This is a genomic window from Arcicella sp. LKC2W (assembly GCF_034931005.1).
Classification (GTDB): domain Bacteria; phylum Bacteroidota; class Bacteroidia; order Cytophagales; family Spirosomataceae; genus Arcicella.
The window spans coordinates 18,637-33,983 of record NZ_JAYGIN010000030.1 but is presented as its reverse complement, the minus strand read 5'-3'; the positions used below and the strand labels follow the sequence as shown (position 1 = coordinate 33,983).

Sequence of the window (15,347 nt, the reverse complement as noted above, 5' to 3'; positions counted from 1 at the left end):
AGTAGTTAGCCCATACTAATATGAATGTACGTATTTTATTTGAACAGTTTCCCGACGCAAAAGAATGCTACGTTGCAGGTTCAGATGCGTTTTTGAATGAAGAAGATGCGAAAGGCCATGCGAAACATTTTAAGCTCAATGTCAAAAAGGTGCTTCGTGAAGAGTTGGAAGAAGCTCCAAAGGATGAGATTAAGAGTGCAAATGCTGTTGTTTCTTCTACTGATGATACTGAAGATGAAAATCCAGAGGCTGAAAGCGATGAAGACACGCAAGCGACTAAAGAAACTCCTGCAACTAAAGAAGCAGCTGTGACTGATGAAACTCCTGCAACTAAAGAAGCAGCTGTGACTGATGAAACTCCTGCAACTAAAGAAGCAGCTGTGACTGATGAGACAAAAGCAAAAAAAGGTAAAGACGCTTAGTTTATCAATCTAACCACTAATTTTTTTTCTAATGAATGGCTTACCAAATGTTTCAATCACAATAGGCAATTATCAGTTAGGGCGAACCGCCACAACGGATGATGGAGTAGCAGGTTTGGCAATTCCTGCTACTGCAAAGCCTAATTTACCACTTTATACGCCAAAGCAGATTTTCAGCCTAAAAGAAGCTGAAAGTTTTGGGCTTACGGCTGCAAATGACATTGCGGAAAATATTGACGCTTGGAAGCAAATTAAGGAATACTACGATACGGCTGGCAATGGAGCAGAATTGTATTTTATGACTTATCCGATGGAGCGTACTATGACCCAAATGTGCGACCCAACTAATACTGGCAATAATTCAGTGCGTACTTTATTAGATTATGCTGGCGGTAGAATTACGCTTTTGGGGATTGCTCGTTACATCTCTTCAGCTATTACGTACAACCAAACTAATTTGGGTGGTATTGATGCTGATACCCATACGGCAATGCTGAAATTAAACACGATGGCTATTGAGTATAGCGATAATATACAGCCATTTTCGGGTTTTGTTGATTGCAGAGGATGGACTGGCGTTGTGGCTGACTTGCTTGATATGCGTACATATTCATACCGAAAAGTCACTCCAGTATTGTGTGGCTCAGCGGCCGCTGGTTATAATGGAGGCTCGGCGTGTATCGGAGCTGTGTTGGGCAAGTTTGCTTTAATTCCTGTACAACGTTCGCCAGCTCGTGTGAAGGACGGCGGTTTGAATATCACGCAAGCGACATTTACGAATGGGCAAAACATTGAGCGTTACAGTAAGACTCAAATGGATGCTATTCAGGATAAGGGCTACTTATTTATTCGCAAGTTTACGGGGCTTTCAGGTTATTATTTCAATGATGACCCGACGGCTACGGCTTCCAATGACGATTTCTTGAGCGTGACCAATAACCGAGCAATGGACAAAGCTTTGCGATTACTGTACGGCACGTATGTTCTTGAGTTGGGTGATGAAATTAGTATCACGGCCGACGGGAAAATTGCACCGTCTCAAGTTGCGTATTTACAACAGGTGTTCGCTAATGCTCTCCAGCAACAAATGGTTAATCAAAATAATATTTCAGGATTTGAGGTTTATATCGACCCGTCTCAGAATGTTATTTCGACGGATGAGTGGGAAGTGCAAGCAACAATTACGCCAGTAGGACATACCAAGAAAATATCTGGATTGTTAAAGTTTAAAAATCCATCGGCTACAACAGTTTAATTAAGCTCACATTTGGCCAGCCTTTGGGTTGGCCAAAATAACTAATACAAAAATGTTCAATTCAAGAGAATTTGGCTGGAGCGACGTTGATATTGCCTTGCAAGGAAAATTATTAACGAAGGCGGTTGCGGTCGAGCATACTGAAAGCCAAGAGGTGAAAAAGCTGAGAGGCAAGGGTGTTAAGGCTTTCGGCATTAAGTCGGGGAATATCGACGTAAAAGGTAAGATTGAAATGTACAAATCTGACTTTGATGTATTACTTGCCCAAACTGGTAATAAAGGCGTATCGGGATTAAAAGACTTAACGCTTACTGTCGCCTACTCAAATGAAGCTGGCGATTTGGCTGTAAATACAATCATTGGGATTGTAGTAACTGAAATCGGACAGGGTGTTAAGCAAGGTGATATGGAGATTATTATTCCATTGCCTTTTGAGGCTCTTGACATCAAATACGCATAATGACTTATTCGGTAGTAATTACAGTCCTTTGTGTAGGATTAATCTTTATCTTATTTACTCGTAAAAAAATGACTCACGCAGCTCAAGTTTTAGAAGCTTTTGAAAAGTTCACTTCAGCAGAAGTTCTCTATCAAACCGTCGATGGCGAGCTTTTTACGGAGCTTCCTGATGCTCAGGCGTATGCGGCTCAATTGATTTCAACGGCAATCGTTACGATTCCTCGACCAACAGCAGTTACTCCTGAAGCTATGCCGTTTTCAGGAAAGTGGGTGTTTTTGCCTCATGGTTCTGCTTCGGTTTTACAGGATAACCTTATTATTAATGGCTTTGGGGAGCTTGGCGGAAAGGTTAACTTCTCAAAGTTTCAGCCCTACGTTGGGGATGAGTCGAATCTTTCAGCCGTCTTTCCAAACGCAATTGCACAACAAAGTTTTTCAACAGATACGAAAGCTTATGTAACGACCGACGGACTCATTGCTATTAATCCGTCCAAGATGTATTTGCTTGATTTATTGGCGAGTACGGATGCTGTTGATTCGGAGTTTGGTGTAGGACTTCAGTTCTACGACCAAGATGGTGATTTGATTGAGCTATCTTACATTAGTTACGAGCAGAGTAGTACTGTACTTACAGCTCCGCTCAATGCTGGAGATACTTATATTAATATTTCGGGCGTGCCAAGCTTCGTTTCGGGCGGTGGTTCAGATGGCCAAAGGAATTTGGCATTTTTGAACTATACCTTCAAAAATGGGAAAAAGTCAACAACCTACGGCAAAAACAGGATTGTTAATGCTTATCCAGCTACGGGACATTTGAACACGGCATCGGGCGTTAAACTTTTTCTTAATACGCCATATCAAGGTGTTTCGATTCCTTCAGGAACAAAGGTTGTTAATCCTCGCTCTGTTGCTCCTTATACCCTTATGTTTGGCTTCTCTCACTTTGATGCAAACCAAACAACTCGGTTAAGACGTGCAATGGGTGGACAGCCATTTGCATCAATCGCTGGTAATAATATCAACATAAGCCGTTTTGCTCAGTACGCAAAGCTCGTTGTTAAGCAATCTTCTGAAGCATATTTTAACCTCATTCTGTCGGAAATGTCATTGACAGAAATCCATGCAGGAGCAGATATTACGGCGATGGGGTCTTTTTCACTGCCTGTACCTGAGTACAATGCCGAAAATGTACCTAATGGCTATCGCTACTATGTTAATAGTGCAATATTCGAGAGCTATGATGGCCAGTGGGTAATAATTGGATATACACCATTTGTCACAGGCGAATAATAAGAGCCAAATTGCTTCCTTGCTTTGTTGGTTGGGGCGGGTAGGGCTTGCAGTCCTACCCAAACCTAAACTTTGTAATGGAGCTTTGAAATATTGTAAGAAAGGGTTTTGGGTACTCCCATAGAGCCGTTTATTCGGCTCTAAAATGCCAATTAAGTATCAGTTAAATAGCGTTTAAACAAGCAAGGAAATGAGTAAAATTACAGATGAGATTGTTGCAAAGCACAAAGCTTCAGGAATCACAACCTACTTACTAAAAGTAGATACAACCAAAACCGCAACTGACACATCTGAAGAAGATGAGTCGGAAGTAATTGAGCAAAAAGAAGGCGTTTACTATGCCATTTTGAAAAAGCCAGGGAGAAAGGAAATAGGACACGCCATGTCGAAAAAAGACCCGTTAAGCATGGGTGAAAGTTTTTTAAAGATGTGCTGGATTGATGGTGACGATGAGATGACCGATATTAATTTTCAGGATACAGTCGGCGTTGTGGCCGCATTGCAAGCCGCAAACCTATTTGAAGTTGTACAGGGTAGCTTAAAAAAGCTTTAAGCGACACGCCTCCAATTGAAGTTGACCTTGAGACGTTTCAAATGCCACAAATGGCCGCTTGGATTAGGTACTTCTTTAAGGTTGACCCATACGAGCTAACGGACGATGATTTTGCTCAGCTTTGGCGTGAAGCTTTCTATTTGTTACAGATGACTAAGCCGATTAAATCGGACAAAAAATAAAAGCCCCCCAACCCCTAACGGGGAGCGTTATCGCTCCTCTTAGGGGTTTTAAATTTTAAAGACATGGATTTTTTAGCGACTTGGCGAGTGATTGATATGATAACCGCTCCGACTCGACGGATTATGCAGGCGGTCGATGCTGCTCAAAATGTAGTTGACAGAGCTGGCCGAGCGATGGGTGGAACGTTTAACAGAGCTGCGAACTCAGTGACATCGCTCAGGGAGCAAATCGACAAACTGCGTTCAACACGGGACTCGCTCAGGATTGGAGTTGATACTACTCAGATTGCAAATGCCAATCGCCAGCTCAGGACTTTACAAGGTGAGCTAACAAGGCTTGAACAAATGAACAGTCGAGCCGATGGAAGTTTAGGAAGTAGTAGTGGTGGACTAATGGCTGGTTTAAGCCGACGGCTTTTGCCATTATTTGCGGCGAGTACGTTGGCAGCTGGAGCGAATGGTATGGCTGAGTCAGGAATGCAACGAGAATTGACTCAAGCGAAATACCAGCAATTTGCAGGAAAGAAGCAAGGCTTACAAGTCTTTGAGCAGCTTAATCAATTTGGTAATGATTCAATCTACAAGAACAATGATGTATTGAGTTCAGGTGCAAAGATTGTTGAGCAGTTCGGTGCGAATAAGTCTTTGTCCCAAATTAAAATGTATGGGAATTTAGCTGGAGGTGATGGTGAAGCTTTGAAGGGTATCACCCGAACAATGGGTCAAATTAAAGGCGTTGGCCGTCTTCAGGGTGATGAGCTGAATGAGCTGGCAAATCACGGAATATTAGGTTTACAAGAGCAAATTGCAAAGATGAAAGGCGTGTCGGTTGCATCGTTTAATAAGATGAAAGAAGCTGGCGAAATATCGTTCATGGATGTTCAAAAAGCTTTGGAAGCGATGACCAGTAAAGGAGGTAAATATTTTGGCTATTTAGATACAATTGCCAATACCACTTTCGGGAAAATGCAAAAGTTGATAGGCACGATTCAAGATAAGTTTGAGCGTTTTTCAATGTCAAAATTACCAATGCTTAATGGGTTGTTGGATTGGGTTAATAAGTTTATAGATAATTTTCAACCTGCTGGAGATGCGATTTCAAACTTTGCAAAATCATTCAGCCCATTGTTTTCAGCTGTACAAAAAATACTCGAAGCCTTCGGGTTGTTGCCACGAGAAGGCGATGGAGTAATAGGAATTATCAATGGCATTTCGGTCGTGTTTAATTCATTGGCTGGCATAGTTCGGTTTGTTGGAAGCGTTGTCAATAATCTTATCTCAATCTTTCAATTGTTGCCTTTTTCTGACACGATAGCGAAAGGAATCGGGGCTTATGTGATGTTTAAGAAATTTGTTGATGTACCTGCGATTATTCAAAATGTAAAAATGGCTTGGGCTGCTCTAAATGCGAGTTTCTTGGTAACTCCAATAGGATTGATAATTGTCGGCATTGTCGCTCTTGTAGCAGCTCTTACTTATGCTTGGCAAAATTCGGAAAAATTTAGAGAGGTTGTAGTTCGAAGCTGGGAAGGCATCAAGGCCGTGTGGTCATCTATCTCAGAGACTTTTATGATAGTTTGGAATACGGTATCAGCTTGGATGACAAAGATTGGACAGTTTCTATACGGTAGCTGGTTGATGATTAAGGACATGGTCGTTAGAAAATTCTACGAAATGTATGAGCCAGTAAGGCCTTATGTGGAAGCCATCGTGAGAGCATTCAACTGGGTGAAAGAAAAAGTTGGTGGTGTTTGGGATTGGATTACTGATAAGATAACCAGTGCTTTTGAAAAGGTGAAAGAATTTGTAAAGCCATTTACAGACATTGTAAAAAAGGTGCTGCCATTTACGCCGCTTGGTATTGCGGTCGGAGCTGGTAAAATGGCGTTTGATGTTGCCAGTAATTTGGCTGACAAGTTTAAGGCTGGGTATAATTCAAAAGCGGCAGATAAGGCTGTGGCGTTGGCAAATAAAAACAACGCACAAAACAAAGGGCTGTTTGATGGAGCTGGAGCGTTTGCAGGAATGGGAGCAGACGGCGGAGCGGACGGAGCTGGAGCTGGTGGAGCTGGTGGTAAAGGCTCAGGAATTAGCGATAGCGTAGAAGGAGCAAAAAGCCGAACCATTAACATCACTGTAAAGAATCTTGTAGAGACGATTAACAATTATGTGAATACGGAGCAAACAGGAAAGAAGGTTGGCGATGATGTTTTAGACACGATTAACCGTTTGTTAAGTTCGGGTGATAGATTGGCTTATGAATAGTTTTAAACTTTTATGTACGTACAAAAATGGCATTAATAGACGTGGCTTTGGCCGACCTGTATAAAAATGTTTTCGGGTTTACTGGTGAAATTCAAAAGAAGCTTTCGGGTGAAGCTGAAGGTAGGACGATTCGTTGTCCTGTGACAATGAGTTATGACGGAGACGATGTTTTTAATCCTGACAGCTGGACAATACCGTTTGAACCCATTGTTTCAGTACATGGTAAAAATGTTATAATTCGCAACCCTGTTCTGAAAAATCGAGACATTGGTACAGTAAAAGAGCTTTGGAGTGCGGATGATTGGCAGGTGGAAATTAAGGGAATTGTGTATGTTGATGATACGACAAAGCTTCCACAGGCAGACATTAACCGTTTGAGATACTTCTTTGAAGTCCGTCGAGCGATTAAGGTCGAAAGCCCTTTTTTGAGCTTATTCGGGATTAACTATTTAGCCATTGAGTCGGTTGAGTTTCCGCCGACGGATGGGTATAATTACCAAGCTTTTGTTTATAAATGTTATTCAGACAAACCTTTTAATTTATAACAAAAATGACAATTGAAACAAGATTTAATTTAAAAGAGATTGCTTTCTTTATTCATAATAACGACATCGTCTCTTTTCCTGTATATGGCATAGAATACAAACATGGAAGGATTACTTATTCATTTATGGAGCGTAAATCTCAAACATTAATGGATAATGACTCTATAATTCATATCGAAGAAAAGAGATGTTATAAGTCTATTGATGAGCTTGCAGAATTTTATAAAAATATTAAATAATATGGCAATAAGATGGATGTGCCATCGAATTACAATCGCTGGCAAAACAATCAATGGAATAACTGATGTAGAAGTTGATACAACGATGGAGGCTTTGAGCGATGTGGCAAGAATAACGCTGCCATTTATGATTCACAATAAGCCTTTCAATATTGAAGGGAAATTTAAGAGAGGTGACACAGTAAAAATTGAGCTTGGTTATAATGACCAGTACACTACGGAGTTTGAAGGATTTGTAAGAGCGTTGAGCGTAAATAATCCGTGCGTAATTGAGTGCGAAGACGCTATGTACAGATTTCGCAAACCAATCAAATCGAAAGAGTTTCTAAATGTGTCTATCAATGATATTATGAATTATGTTATTGGGCAGATTGGAGGGTTTAAGCTGAGTTCAACAGTTGGCGATTTGAAGTATGATAAGTTCGTGATTAGGAACGCAAGTGGTTTTGAAGTATTAGAAAAAATCAAGCAACAGTTTGGAATTTCGATATACATACGAGGAACAAAATTGATTGCAAACTTGAAATATACCGAAAAGACTGGCGATTGTTATTTTTCATTTTCAGAGAATGTAAAAGGCTCAAACTTGAAATGGGTAAACGGTGATGATGTAAAAGTTCAGGTGAAAATCAAAGGGCTGAAGGCTGACAATACTGCCACCAAAGAAGTAGTTATTGGCACGGCTGGAGGTGAGGTTATAACGCTTCCCGACGCTCGAAACATTACAGACCAAACCAGCTTGGAGCTACGAGCAAAGGAGTACCTAAAAACGCTAACCTATACAGGTTATAGAGGTGAGCTGGTAAGTTGGGGACGCCCCTACTGCGATGTTGGTTACTCCGCTTTCATCGTTGACCGTGATTTTCCTGATAGAGATGGGCGGTATTATGTGAAAGGGGTTAAGGTAAGATTTAGTAGTACAACAGGCTATGAGCGAGCCGTATCGCTCGGTATCAAACTATGACGGAGCAAGAATTATTACAGAAGTTTAGAAGGGTCATATCTCAGCCAGCTCTGCCTGTTTACATCGCTACGGTTGAGGACGTACAAGGGTTTGTTGCTACGGTTACGTTTCCCGATGGCTTCGAGTTGTCGGGTGTTAGATTGAAAGCGGCCATCGACGAAGCTGGTGAGTATGTTGTTGTTAAGCCCAAATTAAAATCAACTGTTTTGCTCGGTTGTTTGAGTCAAAGTGAAAGCGACGGACAATTTTATATTGTGGCTTGTAACGAAGTTGAAAGCATTGTTGGCGTGATTGATAAGACAAAATTTTCGATTGACAAAATGGCCGTGTCGGTCCAGGTTGTAGGTTCAAAAGTTTTAATGAAAGATGGCGAGGTATCAATCAAACAGGAATCAGCAGAAGTTAGTTTGAAGGCTGAAAATGTCAAAATTCATGCTAAAACAAAATTGATAATCAATAGCTCAGAAGAGTCGCTCAAGACAATTTTAACTGATATTACAGGGATGCTTAAAGAGATGAAAGTATTGACTGGACAACCAGGAACTCCATCACCAATATTCCCAGCTTTGATTGCTCAGATAACACAAATTGAAATGAAGGTTAACAACCTTTTTGATACAGAATGAAAGATTTTCTATATGATGATAGTTTTGATTTCCTTATCAAGGATGGGGATTTAGTAGTAGGAAATGTAGAAAATCAGGCTGCACAGGAATTGCTCGAAGCCGACAAAGGTTGGTATTTTTTTGACCAAACTGTCGGAGCTGGTTTAGTGTATTATTTGAATGATGACATCGGAGCAGGTAACGCTTTTGTCGGCATAAGAAAGGGATTGGAAGCCGACGGGATGTCGATTCAAAATTTAGACTTTGTTGGCGAGAATTTGCAATTAGAGTTTGAGTATAATAAGCGATTTCCAAAAAGCACAGTCAAAGGATTTTCACTTTCAGGAAAGAATAAAGTAGTAGATGTAAGTCCAAATCAAAGCATATTCGACTTAGCACTTATTTACTACGGAGCAACTGAAGCGGTATGGAATATAATGGATAAGGTAGGAGCGGTTGATTTCCCTCCAGTTATGCCTTATCAGACAATACAGGTTGATGTTTTACTGAATAATACAGGTGATTTGTATGAGCGAGTATCAATGGAGTTGGCGACTATTTTAGATGTAGAAACTCGGGGGATTGGGTATTGGAGAATTGAACAAGACTTTAAAATTACTTAATATGACACAAGAAGAAATTTTCGCAGAAATGGCTGCGATTCAGGCGGCATCTCCTGAATTGACTCAGCTTGATAGCACGTCGGCGACGAGTTTTTGGGAGCAAATGAAAAAGCTGTTTGCGTTTATGTCTGCACGGCTTTTTGTAATGCTTTCGGAACATCAAACTAATATTGAAAAAATCTATTCTACCAACAGATACGGTACTGAAGACTGGTATAGAAAAAAAGTTTTGGAGTTTCAATTTGGCGACGACCTTGAGGTTATTGAGGGGGAGTTGAAGTATGCGACAGTGAATGAAAATAACAGGGTTGTTCGCTCTGTCAAATTCATTACGTCATCGCTGAATACGATGTTGGTAGTGGTTACGGGTTTCGCTTATGACCCTGTGACAAAATACAAGATGAGTAATGAAAAGGTTGCAGCTTTGCAAGGCTATATGGAAGAAATAAAATTACTTAATACGACAATTACGGTTAGGTCTGAAGTAGCTGATAGAGTGTATTTGCGTGTTGGGATTAAGATTAATCCGCTATTGCTTACGTCTTCAGGAGCGAGCGTTACGGCTTCAACCGTGTATCCAGTTAAGGACTATTTGAAGACGATTATAGAAGGCTATGACGGCACAACAAAGCCTTTGACAAAGTTCTATCTTCAGCAAAAACTAATGACAATGTCGGAAGTGAAATTTGTGGATGTGAGCTATATGAATAGCTTTTCTGTGATTGCAAATGATGAGCAGGGAGCTGGATTAGATTTGATTGATTCGGTATCAGGACAGTTTTATTTTGACCCTCTTTCAATTATTACTTATGTATAGACTTAATCTTGAACGTCTCATTGCTCAGACGACTCCACCACACAGGCGACGGCCTAAAAGAAAAGCGATTGCGACAATTTTGTTAACGGCATTGCAAAGTATGTACAATCATTTTGAGGAGCAAAAAAGGGTTGATATTATGCTGGCAAAGTTTGTGCCACAGGCGAAAGTAATAGAGTATCATGCTCGCCGAGTGACTGGACTTGCTTCTGTTTTTGTTAGGATGGACTTCGCACCGAATACTTCTTTTTTTGTATTCGTTTTCAGCTTTCCCTCAACGATTCCCGAGCCAAAACTTTTTGCCTTATACGAGTTAATAACAACACTAAATATACAAAACTATTATGAAGAGAGATATTGATTATCTGAAAGATAAGTTTCAAGTTGGTGATGTCCCGTCGGGACAGGATTTTAACGACCTTATGGACTCTTTTGTACATAAGGATGAAGACCTTGGAAGCATTGTTGTTACAACGGCTTCACGCTCACAAGCAGAGGCAGGAACGGACAATGTTACACTAATGACACCGCTTCGGACTAAGCAAGCCATAGCTGCACTTGCAAGACTTAGTGTACTGCCAAACTTGAAGGCAGACATTGTTTCATTGATTGAGTTGTACGTAGATGGAGACACAGTAGCTCCACCAAGCCTTCCAGCTTGTCCACGTCAGTTAACGATTGTTAGCTTTACGAATACTACGGGAAACGACTATTCTGTAACTTTTGATGCGGAAGGAGTATCGTCGATTACCTGGGAAATTTTTAATAATGCAAACACGAGTGTATTAACAGGAACGTCTCCAGCTCTTACTGTTAATACTTTTACGATGCGAGCCATTTTGCCAAGCGGAGACTATAAAATAGTATTTGCTCCAACGAATTGTACTTCGGCAGATGAGACCATTAGAACGAAGACTTTTAGCGTTGTAAGCACATCACTTCCGTTTAGCATTACGGGTGTTACGATTGAGCGTTTTAGTACAAAATTGAAGGCAACTGTTGTTGTTTCAAATACCACAAATGTAACGCTTGAGTACTCAAAAGATGGGGTGACGTATCAGACTTCTAATGTATTTGACAACCTGACTGAAACGAATAAATTTTATGCTCGTCAGACATCAACTCCAGCTAATATTGTTGAATTCACAAAGCAAGATTCATTGACAGATGATTGGTTTGAAAACGAAATACGAGACTATGAAATAGCCGAGCCAACGATGCTCAATGCGGTAGATTTGAGCAGTGTTCCTGACTTTGAAATACCTAATCATCCAAACCCTCGATACGTAGGACAGAAGGTTTTTGAGAACATTCTTAAAGGCCCGAATTGGAGAGGTCAATCAACGGCTGGCGACGCGTTTCTTAAAGGTTTTACGCATATTGACGTAGGTCTTTTAGAGCTTGGCACAGAACGACAGGTTGACCCTTATAACTCCAGCTTCGTCTCAACAATTCCGCTTGGAAAATTAATACAAGTTGGTGGTGGTGGCGACTACGAACATCTCGCACTTGGCGTAAGTGGCACGGCGGCACAAATGGACGCAATTCCCTATAATCAGTATAATGACATCCTTAACGACTATAAGTATAATGTTCCCCAAAAGTTTAAGGGCAGCGACTCCATTTTTAAGGGCGGATTTATAGGTTTTGACCTTGAAAACGGTAGTTTCCATTTAGGATTACAGTCGTTTGTTAATAGAATTGTAATGCTTCATTATGTATTATTAGAAGCGTCAGCAGAAAATACTGATGTGTCGTTAATGTACCAAAGTTTACCGCTACAACTTGTAGGGTTTGGTGTTAAGAGAAGTCATTACAATACAACAGCAGATGCGACGTGGACAACTCCAGCCGCCAATGTTGGTAACGGTTTTCCCACTGAACTTGTCGGCAAATCGTTAAGAACATTATCTTCACGTATGCGATGCAAATTTGAGTATTATTTGCTTTATGAGGCATATCTACCTGAAGGGTACAGATTGCTTAATAAGCAAAATACTAACCTGACAGACTGGGCTGGAAATGATACATCATTGCTTACTCACTTCAATATTGCAGCTCCCTCATATATGCACTGGGCAGCTCATACGGCGGCAGGTTTAGGAGTACAACGTCCCCATTTGAACGGAAAATCATTAATGCTTCAGGCAAACCATTTTAATGCGGCAGGTAATGGTTATCTCTACGAAGAGTATGCAGGTGCTACTGGTCAACCACAGACCACAATACTGAAACAGGCATACGACGGGCTTGGGCGGTATCCTATACCCAATTATATCGTTCAAGGGCAGATTTTTATTGCCATATTCTCCCAAGCAACATATTATCAATGGGAGTCCAATGTTCTGCTTACACCTGAGCCAAAATCGACAGGAGAGCAGGTTAATCAACACCCAGCTCCGAGCTATCGAAATTACAGAGGCGTGACCGCTCAAGCATGGGCATTTAGAAGGCTTTCTGTGGTGAAATGTAAGGTAGGAAATCAAACCTATGCAATTGCTGACATGATTGATGGAACGGAGCAATATATGTGCGAAAAAACACAGGTTGATTATTTGTCTGTATCTAATTATCAAGGAGTGAAAGAAGTTAATCCGCTCGATTGGATTGAATTCAAACTTACGCCAGTCTTAACTATTATCAATGAGGTCAAGGGTCTGATTGCCATTTGGGCTTGTCAGGCTTACGGCGTTGAGCAATCAAGTTTAGATGTTGTGTACAACAAAAATGGCTACAATTTCAAAAAAAGAATTACTGTGCCAGCAGGGACTAATAAGCTATTCATCTTTAGCTTAACTGGCAATTAAATAATTATTAATCACTAATTAAACAAGTAATATGAAGTCAAAAAGGTTAGGCAAAACACCAATCAAATTAAAAACACCAATCAACTATTATGGGAGCAAAAACCAATTGCTCCCTAAAATTCTCCCACTAATACCCGAACACTCCGTGTACGTTGAGCCATTTTTTGGTGGTGGAGCATTATACTTTGCAAAAGAGCCAGTAAGAATTGAGGCAATTAACGACATCAATGGCGATGTAATTAACTTTTATAAGACGGCAAAACGTGAGTTTGAAGCCCTTAAATTAGAAATTGATTGTACATTATTTAGCGAAGAGCAACACGCTCAAGCGTCCGATATTTACAATCAATCAGAAGAGAAGACTTCTGTATTACGAGCATGGTCTTTATTTGTTCTTACTCAACAATCATTCCTTAATATTTTAGGGAATAGCTGGAGATTTGACCACACAAGAAACATTGCATCGACGTTTCAAAACAAAAAGGATATGTTCGATGAGCGTTATCTCAAACGTTTTGAGCGTACACAAATATTTTGCAGAGATGCAAATAGAGTGCTCCTAAACATGGATTGTCCTGAAGCTTTTCACTTTATTGACCCTCCGTATATTAACACTAATTGTGGCCATTATGAAGGCTATACAGAAGATGATTTTAAGACTTTATTATCGACCTGTGAGAAGATTGAAGGCAAGTTCCTTCTTACAACTTTCCCCAGTGAGATTCTCAGCGGCTATGAAAACAGAAGTTTTTACCATGAATTACAAGCCAACGGCTGAGCAAATAGCTCAAATGAATTTAAAAGAACCCCACATGGCTGCCTAATCTTTCAGTATCGAAATAGCTGAGCGATGAACTTATTTTCAAAGTTCGGCCATGCAGGGTAAGTCTTGCAGACTCGCTCAGCGACAATATTTCGATAAGATTAGGCACTTCAAAATTACAAAAGGCTCACCAGTTTGGCGAGCCTTTTGTAATTTATTTCCTGAAAATGCCGATAATATTTTTACATTTGGTATGATATTTTTTTACATTTGGAAGCGAAATTTAATGAAGTGTGTCATTGGTACAATTCAAAATATTTCCGTGAACCTGCCGAAACTTCACGTTTCCAACCATTTTTGTTGCTGGATTATATTCTGAATAGGTAAGATTAAAATGCTTTAAGTTGACAGTATCAATGCACATTTTGAAAGCCAAGTCTTTGAATGCTTTTGGGGGATAAGGTCTAAAATTCCCTTTTGGAGGCGTATTAAAAAGTCTTGTATCTGTAAAAACATTGATAAATCCGCTTTTGATTAGCAAGTTGTTGGCGTACAATTTCTTCTCAAAAAAAAGTTTTTGTAAGCTAATTCCTGTCAATTCAAGGTTTTTACAAGCGATTAGAATTCTGTCTTCTCCATTAGACTTATTCCCGTAAGTAATTGGCTGATAACGTGGCTGATAACGCAAATCTCCGATGGTCATCGAGCGAGATTTTGTTGAAAAAACTAAAGAATTAATAGTAAAAACATTGAGTGAGTCTTGTGAAGTGACCGATACTTTTTTCAATTTAAAAATACATTCTTTGGTATAATAAAACCTTTGTTTATCGATGTGAGAGGTTGAATCAATCAAAAAATTAGAAACCACTAAATCTAAGTTTTCAACCTTACTGTGCTGAGGTTTTTGAGGATTTGATAGGTTGGTATAATTGAAAGTAATATTGTCAAAACTGACTTTTTCTACTTCAAAAGACCTGACAAATTTTGAAATAATTTGGTACGGAGACTTAGCCGTTTTTAGAGAATTATAAGGTTGTTTTTGGTGTAAAACATCAATGATTGGCGAATTAATGACAATAGAATTGAGGTGTAATTTCTTTGAAAATAGAATCGCCCAAGGTCTTAGTCCCGTTAATTCTATTTTATCTACTTTTGCTTCATAAATATTATCAGGAAGTTTATTCTCTTTTTTTAAACCATCAAAAACAGTAGAATCTGAACGCCAAATAACTTCCGAAACTTGTGCATTGCCCGATAAAACATCGTATTGTAATCGCTTAAAATCAATGGTGTATAAACCGTTGGTAGATTCCAAAACGGCTGCTTGAATTCTTTTGGTAAGTAAAGGTTTTAACCCCCATAACCCCAATACCGATATCAGAATCAATAAACTAAAAAAGACACTTGCCACCATGATTACAAGTGTTTTATAGCGATTTTTGGGTAGATTTTGTTCCATAAAATTCTTGCTTTTAAGCGTTTATTTCCACTCAATTTTCAAAAAGTGGAAATAAACATTAAGCTATTTATTTCTGAGCAATTTCACTTTCGGAATTAT

General features: G+C 39.8%; 15 protein-coding genes. 14 read left to right on the top strand and 1 reads right to left on the bottom strand.

Annotated elements, in window-relative coordinates; translation table 11 throughout:
• The first annotated feature begins 20 nt into the window (after window positions 1-20).
• The 14 genes from VB796_RS21005 (at window position 21) to VB796_RS20940 (ending at window position 13,804) form a co-directional block, all read left to right on the top strand.
• A complete protein-coding gene (locus VB796_RS21005; RefSeq protein WP_323348552.1) occupies window positions 21-422 on the top strand; it encodes a hypothetical protein in 402 nt (133 codons plus the stop codon).
• Window positions 423-453: 31 nt separating this feature from the next.
• Window positions 454-1,677 (top strand): DUF2586 family protein, encoded by a 1,224-nt coding sequence (locus tag VB796_RS21000; protein ID WP_323348551.1) that lies wholly within the window; start codon window positions 454-456, stop codon window positions 1,675-1,677.
• A gap of 52 nt (window positions 1,678-1,729) precedes the next feature.
• Window positions 1,730-2,137, top strand: coding sequence for a hypothetical protein (locus VB796_RS20995; RefSeq protein ID WP_323348550.1), 408 nt, complete (start codon window positions 1,730-1,732; stop codon window positions 2,135-2,137).
• A 68-nt stretch (window positions 2,138-2,205) separates the two neighbouring features.
• Window positions 2,206-3,426, top strand: a complete 1,221-nt coding sequence (locus VB796_RS20990) for a hypothetical protein (RefSeq protein ID WP_323348549.1) — start codon at window positions 2,206-2,208, stop codon at window positions 3,424-3,426.
• A gap of 190 nt (window positions 3,427-3,616) precedes the next feature.
• Entirely contained in the window at window positions 3,617-3,979 is a 363-nt protein-coding gene (locus VB796_RS20985) for a hypothetical protein (RefSeq protein WP_323348548.1), read from the top strand.
• Window positions 3,980-4,224: 245 nt separating this feature from the next.
• Complete coding sequence (locus tag VB796_RS20980; RefSeq protein WP_323348547.1) at window positions 4,225-6,426, top strand: tape measure protein; 2,202 nt, start codon at window positions 4,225-4,227, stop codon at window positions 6,424-6,426.
• Window positions 6,427-6,452: 26 nt separating this feature from the next.
• The gene (locus tag VB796_RS20975; protein WP_323348546.1) at window positions 6,453-6,971 is read left to right on the top strand and encodes a DUF6046 domain-containing protein; all 519 of its coding nucleotides are present in this window, start codon (window positions 6,453-6,455) and stop codon (window positions 6,969-6,971) included.
• 5 nt (window positions 6,972-6,976) lie between these two features.
• Complete coding sequence (locus VB796_RS20970; protein ID WP_323348545.1) at window positions 6,977-7,210, top strand: hypothetical protein; 234 nt, start codon at window positions 6,977-6,979, stop codon at window positions 7,208-7,210.
• A 1-nt stretch (window position 7,211) separates the two neighbouring features.
• The gene (locus tag VB796_RS20965; RefSeq protein WP_323348544.1) at window positions 7,212-8,174 is read left to right on the top strand and encodes a hypothetical protein; all 963 of its coding nucleotides are present in this window, start codon (window positions 7,212-7,214) and stop codon (window positions 8,172-8,174) included.
• Window positions 8,171-8,800: a hypothetical protein gene (locus VB796_RS20960; RefSeq protein WP_323348543.1), complete on the top strand. Its 630-nt coding sequence runs from the start codon at window positions 8,171-8,173 to the stop codon at window positions 8,798-8,800. The genes VB796_RS20965 and VB796_RS20960 overlap by 4 nt, the downstream gene beginning before the upstream one ends.
• Window positions 8,797-9,402, top strand: coding sequence for a hypothetical protein (locus VB796_RS20955; protein ID WP_323348542.1), 606 nt, complete (start codon window positions 8,797-8,799; stop codon window positions 9,400-9,402). Before VB796_RS20960 ends, VB796_RS20955 begins: the two co-directional genes overlap by 4 nt.
• Window position 9,403: 1 nt before the next feature.
• Window positions 9,404-10,219 carry a hypothetical protein gene (locus VB796_RS20950; protein WP_323348541.1) on the top strand — a complete coding sequence of 272 codons (816 nt, stop codon included), beginning with the start codon at window positions 9,404-9,406 and terminating at the stop codon, window positions 10,217-10,219.
• Between the two features lie 344 nt (window positions 10,220-10,563).
• Window positions 10,564-13,026 carry a hypothetical protein gene (locus VB796_RS20945; protein ID WP_323348540.1) on the top strand — a complete coding sequence of 821 codons (2,463 nt, stop codon included), beginning with the start codon at window positions 10,564-10,566 and terminating at the stop codon, window positions 13,024-13,026.
• A gap of 31 nt (window positions 13,027-13,057) precedes the next feature.
• Window positions 13,058-13,804 (top strand): DNA adenine methylase, encoded by a 747-nt coding sequence (locus VB796_RS20940; RefSeq protein WP_323348539.1) that lies wholly within the window; start codon window positions 13,058-13,060, stop codon window positions 13,802-13,804.
• Window positions 13,805-14,072: 268 nt separating this feature from the next.
• On the opposite strand, the gene VB796_RS20935 is transcribed toward VB796_RS20940, so the two are convergent.
• The gene (locus VB796_RS20935) at window positions 14,073-15,248 is read right to left on the bottom strand and encodes a hypothetical protein (protein WP_323348538.1); all 1,176 of its coding nucleotides are present in this window, start codon (window positions 15,246-15,248) and stop codon (window positions 14,073-14,075) included.
• Between the last annotated feature and the right edge of the window lie 99 nt (window positions 15,249-15,347).

Excerpts from the sequence above, each read along its gene's own strand:
- VB796_RS20975 (WP_323348546.1), top strand. The coding sequence starts at position 6,453 with ATGGCATTAATAGACGTGGCTTTGGCCGACCTGTATAAAAATGTTTTC.
- VB796_RS21005 (WP_323348552.1), top strand. The coding sequence starts at position 21 with ATGAATGTACGTATTTTATTTGAACAGTTTCCCGACGCAAAAGAATGC.
- VB796_RS20960 (WP_323348543.1), top strand. The coding sequence starts at position 8,171 with ATGACGGAGCAAGAATTATTACAGAAGTTTAGAAGGGTCATATCTCAG.
- VB796_RS20950 (WP_323348541.1), top strand. The coding sequence starts at position 9,404 with ATGACACAAGAAGAAATTTTCGCAGAAATGGCTGCGATTCAGGCGGCA.
- VB796_RS20955 (WP_323348542.1), top strand. The coding sequence starts at position 8,797 with ATGAAAGATTTTCTATATGATGATAGTTTTGATTTCCTTATCAAGGAT.
- VB796_RS20940 (WP_323348539.1), top strand. The coding sequence starts at position 13,058 with ATGAAGTCAAAAAGGTTAGGCAAAACACCAATCAAATTAAAAACACCA.
- VB796_RS21000 (WP_323348551.1), top strand. The coding sequence starts at position 454 with ATGAATGGCTTACCAAATGTTTCAATCACAATAGGCAATTATCAGTTA.
- VB796_RS20990 (WP_323348549.1), top strand. The coding sequence starts at position 2,206 with ATGACTCACGCAGCTCAAGTTTTAGAAGCTTTTGAAAAGTTCACTTCA.
- VB796_RS20995 (WP_323348550.1), top strand. The coding sequence starts at position 1,730 with ATGTTCAATTCAAGAGAATTTGGCTGGAGCGACGTTGATATTGCCTTG.
- VB796_RS20945 (WP_323348540.1), top strand. The coding sequence starts at position 10,564 with ATGAAGAGAGATATTGATTATCTGAAAGATAAGTTTCAAGTTGGTGAT.
- VB796_RS20985 (WP_323348548.1), top strand. The coding sequence starts at position 3,617 with ATGAGTAAAATTACAGATGAGATTGTTGCAAAGCACAAAGCTTCAGGA.
- VB796_RS20965 (WP_323348544.1), top strand. The coding sequence starts at position 7,212 with ATGGCAATAAGATGGATGTGCCATCGAATTACAATCGCTGGCAAAACA.
- VB796_RS20980 (WP_323348547.1), top strand. The coding sequence starts at position 4,225 with ATGGATTTTTTAGCGACTTGGCGAGTGATTGATATGATAACCGCTCCG.
- VB796_RS20935 (WP_323348538.1), bottom strand. The coding sequence starts at position 15,248 with ATGGAACAAAATCTACCCAAAAATCGCTATAAAACACTTGTAATCATG.
- VB796_RS20970 (WP_323348545.1), top strand. The coding sequence starts at position 6,977 with ATGACAATTGAAACAAGATTTAATTTAAAAGAGATTGCTTTCTTTATT.